Here is an 11,060-nt window from a genome sequence, read left to right on the forward strand (position 1 = left end):
TATGAAAAGTAAGCGAATTTTCACAAGTTTTGCTATGGAAGATAAGATGTTGCGAGATTTTCTTATCGGACAACGTAATAATAATCATTCTTCAATTGATTTTACAGACATGTCTGTAAAGCAACCTTGGGATTCAAGTTGGAAAACAAATTGTAGATCTAGAATCAAAGGCTGCGATGGTATGATTATTATTTTTACAAGAAATACGAAAAATGCAGACGGGCAGCTTTGGGAAATCAAATGTGCTTTAGACGAAGGAATTCCAGTTCTCGCCATCTGGGGATATTCATCTGACAAAGGTATTTCTCGTCCAATTGAACTAAGAAATACTGTGATAAAAGACTGGACTTGGGATAATATCTCTAATTGGGTTATGGGACTATGACATGAAGAAAGCTTTAGTAGTAGGAATTGATAATTATGGCGAGGGGAAAAGCTTAAAGGGTTGTGTAAATGATGCGCAGGCTATTGCGCAGATTCTGAAGAGACATGCAGATGGGGCTTTAAATTATGATGTAAAATTACAGGAAAACGTACTTACCAAGGATGAATTAACTGAGCATATACAAAATTTGTTTAAGGGGGACTCAGATTCTGCAATTTTCTTCTACTCAGGACACGGGTATGTGGATGAATATGGAAAAGCATCATTAGTAACTCCAGATATGTCACCACATACTCCAGGTGTTTCTATGGATGATATATTAATGTGGGCTAATGACTCTAGAATTAATAATAAAATTGTAATTCTAGATTGTTGTTTTTCTGGTAATATGGGGAATTTTTCGGGTGATGGAACCAAAACTAGTCTCAATGATGGAGTCACAATACTCACGGCTAGTAAAGCAGATGAGCTTTCTGTTGAACTTGATGGGCATGGATTATTTACAGCTCTTTTAATAAGTGCACTGGAAGGCGGCGCCTCTGATCTTCTTGGATATATTACACCCGGCAGTATCTATTCATATATAGATAAAGCTTTGGGGCCTTGGGGGCAAAGACCTGTATTTAAATCCAATGTATCTAGGTTTGATATAATTAGAAAAGTAACGCCTCCAATTGACGTATCAATATTAAGAGAACTACCTGAGATGTTTAAGTCAAAGGAAATTCCATTAGATCCTTCTTATGAAGAAACTAATACTTTATCTGATAAACATGAGGTTATTGAACCATATGCAGATGAAAACAACGTTAAACTTTTTAAAAAATTACAAAAATTAACAAGTAATGGTTTAGTCAAACCAGTTGGAGAAGATCACATGTACTATGCAGCGATGCGCAAAAAGTCGTGTGAATTAACCTCACTAGGTGAATATTATCTCAAGTTAGCAAAAGAGGAAAGATTTTAAAAACAAGCATAAATATAATGCTTGTTTTTTTACACAATTAAAATGTACGCGGAATATTTTAGTTTACATAAGATATATTATACAAAGATTAAAATTACTGGCGAATGTTAAGATTAAGTGCAACTATTCACTGTTATTAGATAAACATCGTTCGTCTTTCGCTTAGCTTTATAATTATATAAAATTCAAAAAATTGTAATTGTTCGTAAAAACATTTTTATAACAAATGAAATATCCTCTTGAAAATATCATGTAATTCTCGCGTATTCTAGTTTGAACTTTTGAGCTGGCGTTTTCCGTGACCACGTAATCTCTTAATATCAATAGGAACGATTTTCTTGTATATCCAGGTGTATATCGTTGAAGTATAGACTTTTACACTACGGACAGCATTTGCTATCTGTTCAGGTGAATATTTCATTTCGAGATACTTCATAATCGTTTTAGTATTGTGTACGGTGGTCTTAGTTGTTGTTCCACAATTTTTCTTACGAATGCGTGCCATGTTGCCGACACTTGTTGCTTGATATGGCAAACTAGCGAGACTATTCTTCTTTCTTTGCTCGGACCCACGTTTGATATCTCTAGAGATCGTTGACCTATGTCGATCCAATCAACGTACTATCTCGGTTTGAGAACAAATACGCTTCTATTTGTCCACGCTCTTCAGCTGACAGATGAACATAGTTCATAATTCAATGCCCCCATCTCAAAATATATAGATAGAGAATGAAAGTTCCCATTTTACATATGGGGTGACTATTCTCTATCTATACTTATTTTTAAGGAATATTATTTCGTAATATCTATAACTGTTCTACCAAGATGTCTCCCCTCTTTTAACAATTGAATTGTATCGGGAAGTTCGTTTAATGAGATCTCAGTGAATAGAGTACTGTCCGTTATTTTCCATTCTTTGGCCATTTTCGCCCAGATCATTTGTCTAAAATCTTGCGATATATTTACTGAATCAATACCAATAAGATTTATTCCACGCAATATGAACGGTAAGACAGTTGTATTTAATTTAATCCCTCCGGCATTTCCGCATAGAGATGCACTTCCTTGATAACATATATACGGAAGTAAATTTGAAACTAGTTCTCCTCCTACAGTGTCTAAAATGTAATTAAAAGTTTGCTTAGCCAATGGCTTTTTTGTGAACTCAAAATCGCTCAGGAGAATAACTTTTTGCGCACCTAATTCCTTGGCAACTTGGATCTGATTTTCTTTTCTAACCAATGCAGTAATATTTTTGTATCCAGCTTGGGATAAGATTTTTAGTGCGATACTACCTACTCCACCTGTAGCTCCAGTCACTAGAATAGCTTGATCAAGAGACGGATTCATTCCATTTTTTTCTAATTCAAAAATGGAAAGAGCTGAGGTTAAACCAGCAGTACCAAAAATCATGGCTTCCTTCATCGATAAGTTTTCAGGTAACCGTACGATCCATGAAGAAGGTACTCTAGCATATTCTGAAAAACCTCCAGTATGCGTCATTCCCATATCATAGCCAGTGACTAGGACTTGCTGCCCCTTAGTATAATTAGGATCTGCAGACTCTTCAATTGTTCCACTTAAATCGATTCCTGGAATCATAGGATAATTTCGTATAACGCCGCCATTCTTTTGGACAGCTAACATATCTTTGTAATTAACTGAAGAATATGCGACTTTTATCAAAACTTCTCCATCGTCCAACGCATCTTTCTTCGTGTGCTCTTCTACTTGATAACTGACGTCCCCATTATTTTCTCTCACAATCAATGCTTTAAATGTATCCATACTCAAAATTCCTTTTTCAACAAAATAGTTTTGTGCCAAAAATGTTTTCAATCAGAACTTAACATGATACTATAGTTCTGTCAATGATTACTGGAGGGATTTATCATGGTAGACAATTGTATGAATTATTTATTGAGTGTTACCCAACATAAAGTTTTCAAGTATTATAGTAAATTATTAGAAAGACAAGGGATTACGTCTGCACAGGCCGGTGTCTTAACCTACATATGGTCCGTACCAGATAATAAAACTACGCCTAAGGAGATAGGGAAAAAACTTCACTTAGAGGCACCAACGGTTTCTGGGATTTTAGATAAAATGCAAAAATTAGACCTGATTAATAGAGAAGTTGATCCCGATAATAGAAGGATAATATTTGTAACACCAACTAATAAGGCCAATCAAATGAAAACTTCGATTAAAAGTACGACTGAAGAAATGAATCAACAGGTCCTCAAAGATTTTTCATCAGAAGAAGCAGAATTATTGAAACAATTTTTGACCAAACTTATTCATTCTGAAATCAAATAGGTTCATAATTAACTACCAGAAAAAGTGCGATTCAGTGATAATATAACAAAAACACCCAGCAGAGATTTGCTGAGTGTTGAACTTTATTCTGCTATCTGGGAGTTGTCAATGGTAAATAGCTTTAAATCGGGATGGGTTCTGCATTGTTATATTTATGTTAACTAAATTCTCGTTAACATGAATATAATCGACTTAGCTAGATTAATCTAAACGATTGTCTGTATTGATGACGAAGCTAATTAATTATTAAGTGATTCAAAAAAGAAATCATACAATTAGTTGGTCGATGTCTTTTTTTATTCGGTAAATTGTTTGCCTAGTCACATTGTAGTCTTTTGCAATTTTAGCAATCGCAACACCCTTTTTAAGATCTTCAACGATGCTTTTATAAACAAGGCGACGTTGGGGATCTTTTGTGTCTGCACTATACAGCTTAGGACGTCCTTTATAAACACCATTCGCTTTTGCAATCTTAATTCCTTGGGCCTGGCGTCGTTTAGATTCAGAACGTTCTTGCTCAGCAATCATGGCTAAGATTTGAATGATTAAGTCTTTGATGAATTTATCCAGGAGAGGATTTCCGATTGCTTCAGCCATGATTGGTAAACTGGTGATAATAAGTCGCACATTCTTCTTCTTTAGATAATTAACTGAATCGATAATCTCGTCATAATTTCGTCCAAGTCGATCAATGGCTTCTACAATAAAAATATCTTGCTCTCTGACAAAATCTAAAGCTTCCTGAAAAATTGGCCGATGACTGATAGTTGCTCCGGATTGCTTTTCTATAAAAATTTTTTCAGCGCCAAACTTTTCCATTTCTTCAATTTGGCGTTGTTCATTTTGATCGATGGATGAAACTCGAATATAAGCAATTTTCAAATTTATTTCCTACTTTTCTTAAATATTTAAAACACACCCTAATCATACGCCAGAACGCTAGATGTCATTTTTAGTTTTAAATGGCGCCTTTTACACTATAATAATTGGCGTTATCACAATCCGATAACTAAACTATCCCTTGTTGCTTCTATAACATCGATAGTAATAGTATTTAACTGATTATTTTCCAGTATCCGATGAATTTGGGCAAGCAGCCTATGCAGTAATCTAAAATACCCTTTCGTGATTTTTTACAATACTAATAATTGCTTCATAGTCAGAAAGATCTTCCATTTTTAGATCAAAACCTAGATCTGACAATTTTATTCAATAATATGATGGGTTTAGTTCCTTTTCTAGGAATGGAAGATTGCCTCTCCGGAAAAAGTGCCTTATTCATTAATAACTCTAACTTGGTCATCGAACTAAAAGAATCCATGAGTGCGAACCAGTTGAATGGTTATAAGCGCCGATTTGGCAAATCCGACTCGGTTGTTCTAGACGAATTAGGTTATGCACCATTTGACCAAATAGGAAGCGAGATACTATTTAATCTTCTCTCGAATCGGACGACTGTCGGTTTGATGACCATCACGACAAACCTGTCCTTTGATCGCTGGGAAGAAACGTTTAAAGATCTCATAATTACAGCAACAATGGTAGATCGCTTGACTCACCGGGTTCATGTGTTGGATTTCCATGGTCCATCTTTTCGTGCAGAAGACATAAAGAAATGGTTAAACTAATTTTGGCCCCCCTTTTCAGGTACGTTTAACAACTTTGCAACAGAACCTTTTAGTCCGCTAACTTTAAATATAGTCAATTTTTCGTTTTTAATTAATGAAATTCTTGCATTATGAATTGCAAGGATTTCAGACACAATTGTCAGACCCAAACCACTTCCTTTGGGATTTTTAGTTGAAAAGGGCATTAAAATATCAGGATAATTTTCTAAATTTACTATTTGTCCATCATTTTTAAATAATATGGTACATTCTCTATTTTCTTGACTAATTTCAATTGAAATGTAGTCCTTTGAATAATTTATTTGGTTTTGAATTATGTTCTCTAAAAATATATTTAATAAATTTTCGTAACCACTAATGTAAAAAGAACATTCCGGGTTGAAATTAATTTTTTTCTCTGATATGGACTCAAACAATTCAATATGTTTTTGAATTAAGGCAGATAAGTTTATTGACTCTTTGTACTTTCCTTTTTCCTTTTCATTTGCAACTTCAGACAGTCTTAGAAGTTCATTTGTTTTTTGTTCAATCCGCAGTATTTGAGTATCAATTACTTTTAAGGTTTCTTTGAGTGTTCCTTTAGGGTGAATTCCCGAGAGTGCAGCATTTGTGTACCCCTTTATTATCATAGTTGGAGTTTTTATTTCATGAGAGACAAATCGAATAATGGATTGTTGTGTAGCATCTTTTTCGGTCAACCTTCTTTTTAATTTGTTAAAGGACGAGACCAACGAGGTAATATCTTCATCTTTAGAATGAACAACGATATCTTCAGAATCATATACATCTTCAGAAAGTCTTTTGGATTGTTCATTAACCTTTGAGATATTTCTATATAATTGCGTTGATAGGTTGACAAAAAAAGCGATCGCAATACTAAATATAACGAGTAAAAAAGCTAAAAATATAAATAATATCTTTGCCATTATTTCTAAGTAAATATCTCGTATCAAGGAGTATTTATATATCTGTTCCCCATTTACCGTATCTAGTTCAATCATAATTAACAATCTTTTATCATTTATTTTTTCTCGATAAATCTTTTTTGGCTCCGTTTGTTTTTTCTCTAAACTTTCAACAAGCTTTTTTACCTCATCTCCATGAATTGCTTCGACAACATCAATATTATTTGTAGTGACTCCAACAATCCATTCATTTTTAATGCCAAGTGCTTTGTTTTTTTTATAAGTGTATTCATCTATTACTCTATCTTCAAAAATATTTTCAAAGTATACATAAGAAAAGAAAAATAAAATTCCGAAACCGAATATAAAAACCATCGAGAACACGAGAATAAGAATTTTAATAGATCGATTACTTAACCAAGAACTTTTTTTCATTTATTTAACCTATAACCATACCCATAAATCGTATCTATAATGAGATGAGGCAATTTCTTTCGAATATTTTTTATTTGGTTATCAATGGAGCGATCACTGACATATTCTCCACTATCCCAGACATGCTCCAACAATTGTTCTCTCGCAAGTGCTATTCCAAGATTATTTATTAAATACTTCAACAATTCATATTCTTTAGTACTCAAAAATATGGCTTCATTATTTTCCTGAATTAAACGTTTTTCTAAATCAATTGTGTATCCAGAAATTGAAAGGATACTTTTTTTTGTGTTCAGTGATTTTGTCTGTCTGATTCTGTAAATAAGCTCTTGGGGTAAGAATGGTTTAATAATGTAGTCGTCTGCACCAAGCTCTAATCCTTTTACACGATCTAGACTAGAAGATTTTGCAGAGATAATAATCGTTGGTACTTCAGGGTAGTTTTTCTTCGTAAATTTTACTAAATCGAGCCCATCACCATCCGGCAAACAAAGGTCAATGACAAACACGGAGCAATTACCATTTATTGTATTAAGTGCTGTTGTATAGTCTGAGCATGTTACAACCTTCCATTGTTCACTTTCCAAATAGAATGTGAGCAGATTAACGATTTCGGGATCATCTTCAATCAAAAGTACTTCCATCTTTTCTCCCTCCGACAACTTTTATACATTTCACAAGATTTTATACATTTCCAACACATTAATTATACATTAAGGAGTTATGATATTAAACAAGGAAAGCGCTTTCCCAAAAAAAACTAGGAGATATGTTATGAAAAAAAAGAAAAAGCTATCACTGTCTTCTTTTAGTATCTTGTTTCTTATTTTAATCGTACTGGCTTTAATTTCCATTATTCTCTCAGGCAAAAGCTTTTCTCCAACTTTGTTGATGGATGAAGGAGGTGTAGCTGAAGTAGTTCCGGCAAAATTTTCCACTGTTGTTATGGCTACATTTAACGGTTTTAAAGATGCTATTGATATTTGTATTTTCATCTTAATTCTGGGTGGATTTTTGAGTATCGTGAACAAAACAGGTGCCCTAGAAGCTGGTATTCAAAAAGTTGTAAGAAGACTAAATGGGAATGAGTTAAGGATTATTCCGGTGTTAATGATACTTTTTTCAATTGGCGGTACAACTTTCGGAATGGCTGAAGAAACAATTCCTTTTTATGCCATATTAACACCTGTTATGATTGTCGCTGGTTTTGATCCTATCGTATCCATTGGAACTGTTCTATTAGGATCGGGAGCAGGGGTTCTTGGTTCAACGGTGAATCCCTTCGCTACAGGAGTCGCAATGGACGCTTTGACGGCAATTCACATTCAAACAAACACAGGGTTGGTTATAGCTTTAGGATGTGTTTTATGGTTCACAACAACAGCCTGTGCAATTTACTATGTAATGAAATATGCAAAAAAAGTAAAGCAAGAAAAAGGGTCAACGATTCTTTCACTTCAAGAACAAGAAGAAAGTGAAAAACACTTTAAAACAGATCAATCAAAAACACTAGAATTTACTAGCAAGCATAAAACAGTTCTACTATTTTTCGCATTTACATTCATTATCATGGTGGTTTCTCTCATTCCTTGGCAGAAATTTGGTATTGAGATCTTTAATGGTTGGAGCTCCTTTTTGACGGGGGTCAATCTAGGTGAGTGGTATTTTGGTGACTTAGCTATGTGGTTTTTATTGATGAGTATCATTATTGCTGCTTTCTTCAAGATAGGTGAAAAACAAACGATTACTTCTTTTGTTGCTGGTGCAAGCGACATGCTCTCAGTTGTGTTGATTATCGTTGTGGCAAGAGGTGTATCAGCATTGATGTCATCAACAAATCTTGATTTGTTCTTGTTAGATCGTGCAACCAACCTCTTGGATGGACTCTCTCCTATTCTCTTTGTATTAGGTTCTTATGCAATTTACTTTGTTCTATCTTTCTTGATTCCATCATCTTCTGGATTGGCTTATGTAACCATGCCGATCATGGGGGGGTTAGCTCATCGAATGGGTTTCCCACCAGAAATCATGATTATGGTCTTTGCAGCTACCCATGGTGTTATCAATCTAACGAGTCCTACGTCAGGCATTCTTATGGGGACTCTAGAACTAAATAAGGTTGAGTATTCAACTTGGATGAAATTTATAAAAACCCCAATCATTACCATTATTGTTGTGAATCTTATAACTTTAATTATTTCAATCATCGCGTTATAGAAAGGATGGAAAGCAATGGAAAACGTAACAATTATTGGTGCAGGGAACGGTGGTGTCACTGCTGCCTATCATTTAGCGAAAAACGGCATTGAAGTATGTTTATATGACAATCCAAAATTTTCAACTCAAGTTGATGCAATTAGCGATAGCGGAAAAATTGTTGCTCTATCTGAACATCATGGAGAAAAAATGATGTTATCAGGAAGTGCGGAAATAAAGATTGCCACTACTGATATAAAACAAGCACTTTCTTTTTCAAAAAATGTCGTCATGGTTTGTCCTTCTTTTGCTCAAGAAATTTTCTTCAAAGATATGCTGCCCTATCTGACTTCTGAACATAGAATTGTCATCATGCCAGGTAACTATGGAGGACTGGTCTTAAATAAAATGAAGGAAGATGCGATGATGCCAGAGTTGAATTTGACCTTTATCGATTGTATCAGTATTCCGTGGGCTTGCCGAATCGTTGAGCCGGGAGTTATTTGTATCATGGGTCTCAAAAGCTTTTTACCATTAAGTATCTTTCCGAAAGAGAACACAACTTCTGATTTACTAGATACTCTAAAAAAACTGATCCCTATTCCAATCGAGGTCTTGGACGATCCAATTGAAGCAGGACTGGAAAACATTAATTTTGGGGGACACCCTTTGTTAACAACCTTGAACATGGGCATTTTGGAAAACTTTGAAGGAAACTACAACTATTATCGAGATTGTTGTAGTGTAGCGACTGCAAATGCAGCGGCTAAGATGGATGAAGAACGTTTAGCTGTTGGAAAAAGTTGGGGCTATTCTTTGAGAACAGAGCTTGAAGCAATGAATGCTTTATATGATAGTTCGTATGAAACTGTTTATGATTTCAACCGTGCTTCAACCACTCATGTGAAAATCAATAGTGCGCCAGCATCATCGAAACATCGCTACATCACAGAAGACGTTCCATATTTGCTTGTTCCTTGTTACGAATTGGCTAAATCAAAAGGAATTCGTGTGCCGATTGTTGAATCTTGTATTCATATTGCTTCAGCATACAATGGAGAGAATTATTTCAAAACTGGCCGCACTTTAGAAAAGATGGGAATTTCTCAGCAGTAAGTTCACAAGAAAATTTTAGGGGGAATTTGTTTGAAGAATAAAATAAATGTTTTTTCAGAGATTGGACCATTAAAACAAGTAAAGAATCGGGTTCGGGAATCGAAGCTGTGATCGATAAAGATTTTGCTACCGGGAAGTTAGCAGAATTGGTTGAAGCAGATGTTCTGATTATTTTGACAGGCGTAGAGAAAATTGCTTTAAACTTTGGGAAAGAAAATGAGCAATGGCTAGATCAAGTAACTGTCTCAGAATTGAAAAATTATATTGCAGAAGGACATTTTGCTCCAGGTAGTATGTTACCAAAGGTAGAAGCTGCCATTGAATATGTGAAAACACAGCCCCATTGTAAAACGATTATCACCTCTTTAGAAAGATTGGGAGACATTTTCAAAAATGGTGTAGGGACAACGATTCTTCCTTAATCATACGTTGCAGCAACTCATGAATGGTTTAAGGGGAGAGGGCTTATAAAAAAGAAAGAACGACAAAACTTAATAAAAAAAATCGTCACTGAAAATGAAATTTCAAGCCAAAATGAACTTCTGAAAATATTACGTTCCTATGGTGAATGCCAAACTCAGGCAACTATCTCAAGAGATATGAAGGATTTGCGAATTGTCAAATCATTTTCCAAGGAAGGGGAAATGAGACTTTTGATAATAAACGAAGATAGTAAAAAGGATGTTGGAGCATTATTTAAAAGTATTCAGGAGTATACTATTTCATATGAAAGAACGTCCTTCATCGTAACAATTCATACTTTTCCAAATGGTGCGGATATCATTGCGAATTACATGGATCAAATACCCATGTTTCAATTTATAGCAACAATGGCAGGATACGACACCTTATTAATCATCGCTAAAACAGAAGACCAAGCAGAGAAAATCTGCCATCAATTACAAGAAATTCTTTCAAATTAAGTGATTGAACCAAAAGTTGTCTAGGGAAAAATATTAGAGGGTGTACAATATTTTGTGTAAGTTCAAAAATATTGTACACCTTCCTTTTCCTACTATTAGTCAAAAGAAATAACGGAGAAATTTTCTAATGCTTTTTCTTGCTAAGAGAGCGAACACTTTTTTCAAAATTTCATTTGTCAAATTAAG

Annotated in this window: 13 protein-coding genes and 1 pseudogene; 8 read left to right on the forward strand and 6 right to left on the reverse strand. The window is 34.6% G+C overall.

Annotated features, from left to right (window positions below; genetic code table 11):
- The first annotated feature begins 1 nt into the window (after nucleotide 1).
- A complete protein-coding gene (locus tag JZO76_RS08940; RefSeq protein ID WP_169042724.1) occupies nucleotides 2-385 on the forward strand; it encodes a TIR domain-containing protein in 384 nt (127 codons plus the stop codon).
- Between the two features lies 1 nt (nucleotide 386).
- Nucleotides 387-1,352: a caspase family protein gene (locus tag JZO76_RS08945; RefSeq protein ID WP_108173743.1), complete on the forward strand. Its 966-nt coding sequence runs from the start codon at nucleotides 387-389 to the stop codon at nucleotides 1,350-1,352.
- A 268-nt stretch (nucleotides 1,353-1,620) separates the two neighbouring features.
- Here the strand turns inward: JZO76_RS08945 and JZO76_RS08950 are convergent, their stop codons facing one another.
- Both JZO76_RS08950 and JZO76_RS08955 read right to left on the reverse strand, forming a co-directional pair.
- A complete protein-coding gene (locus tag JZO76_RS08950) occupies nucleotides 1,621-1,857 on the reverse strand; it encodes a hypothetical protein (RefSeq protein ID WP_025191619.1) in 237 nt (78 codons plus the stop codon).
- A gap of 287 nt (nucleotides 1,858-2,144) precedes the next feature.
- Nucleotides 2,145-3,140 carry a YhdH/YhfP family quinone oxidoreductase gene (locus JZO76_RS08955; RefSeq protein ID WP_206903757.1) on the reverse strand — a complete coding sequence of 332 codons (996 nt, stop codon included), beginning with the start codon at nucleotides 3,138-3,140 and terminating at the stop codon, nucleotides 2,145-2,147.
- A 105-nt stretch (nucleotides 3,141-3,245) separates the two neighbouring features.
- On the opposite strand from JZO76_RS08955, the gene JZO76_RS08960 reads away from it, so the two are divergent.
- A complete protein-coding gene (locus tag JZO76_RS08960; RefSeq protein WP_010830861.1) occupies nucleotides 3,246-3,671 on the forward strand; it encodes a MarR family winged helix-turn-helix transcriptional regulator in 426 nt (141 codons plus the stop codon).
- 267 nt (nucleotides 3,672-3,938) lie between these two features.
- On the opposite strand, the gene JZO76_RS08965 is transcribed toward JZO76_RS08960, so the two are convergent.
- Entirely contained in the window at nucleotides 3,939-4,553 is a 615-nt protein-coding gene (locus JZO76_RS08965; protein ID WP_206903758.1) for a recombinase family protein, read from the reverse strand.
- Nucleotides 4,554-4,666: 113 nt separating this feature from the next.
- Nucleotides 4,667-4,897, reverse strand: a pseudogene (locus JZO76_RS14170) (AAA family ATPase); the annotation flags it as partial.
- 18 nt (nucleotides 4,898-4,915) lie between these two features.
- Between JZO76_RS14170 and JZO76_RS08970 the strand changes: the two are divergent.
- Nucleotides 4,916-5,299 carry an ATP-binding protein gene (locus tag JZO76_RS08970; RefSeq protein ID WP_242595841.1) on the forward strand — a complete coding sequence of 128 codons (384 nt, stop codon included), beginning with the start codon at nucleotides 4,916-4,918 and terminating at the stop codon, nucleotides 5,297-5,299.
- Here JZO76_RS08970 and JZO76_RS08975 read toward each other — a convergent pair.
- Both JZO76_RS08975 and JZO76_RS08980 read right to left on the reverse strand, forming a co-directional pair.
- Nucleotides 5,296-6,579 (reverse strand): sensor histidine kinase, encoded by a 1,284-nt coding sequence (locus JZO76_RS08975; RefSeq protein ID WP_206903760.1) that lies wholly within the window; start codon nucleotides 6,577-6,579, stop codon nucleotides 5,296-5,298. The two genes, JZO76_RS08970 and JZO76_RS08975, sit on opposite strands and share 4 nt — an antisense overlap.
- A 56-nt stretch (nucleotides 6,580-6,635) precedes the next feature.
- Nucleotides 6,636-7,283, reverse strand: a complete 648-nt coding sequence (locus tag JZO76_RS08980; protein WP_010830865.1) for a response regulator transcription factor — start codon at nucleotides 7,281-7,283, stop codon at nucleotides 6,636-6,638.
- 130 nt (nucleotides 7,284-7,413) lie between these two features.
- Between JZO76_RS08980 and JZO76_RS08985 the strand changes: the two genes are divergently transcribed.
- The 4 genes from JZO76_RS08985 (at nucleotide 7,414) to JZO76_RS14240 (ending at nucleotide 10,874) form a co-directional block, all read left to right on the forward strand.
- Complete coding sequence (locus JZO76_RS08985) at nucleotides 7,414-8,856, forward strand: YfcC family protein (RefSeq protein ID WP_010830866.1); 1,443 nt, start codon at nucleotides 7,414-7,416, stop codon at nucleotides 8,854-8,856.
- A gap of 15 nt (nucleotides 8,857-8,871) precedes the next feature.
- A complete protein-coding gene (locus tag JZO76_RS08990) occupies nucleotides 8,872-9,951 on the forward strand; it encodes an NAD/NADP-dependent octopine/nopaline dehydrogenase family protein (protein ID WP_010830867.1) in 1,080 nt (359 codons plus the stop codon).
- 107 nt (nucleotides 9,952-10,058) lie between these two features.
- Complete coding sequence (locus JZO76_RS08995) at nucleotides 10,059-10,373, forward strand: carbamate kinase (protein ID WP_010830868.1); 315 nt, start codon at nucleotides 10,059-10,061, stop codon at nucleotides 10,371-10,373.
- A 45-nt stretch (nucleotides 10,374-10,418) separates the two neighbouring features.
- Nucleotides 10,419-10,874: an arginine repressor gene (locus JZO76_RS14240; protein ID WP_347401460.1), complete on the forward strand. Its 456-nt coding sequence runs from the start codon at nucleotides 10,419-10,421 to the stop codon at nucleotides 10,872-10,874.
- Nucleotides 10,875-11,060: the final 186 nt, after the last annotated feature.

This window comes from Candidatus Enterococcus myersii, assembly GCF_017316025.1.
GTDB classification, from domain to species: Bacteria; Bacillota; Bacilli; order Lactobacillales; family Enterococcaceae; genus Enterococcus_C; species Enterococcus_C montenegrensis.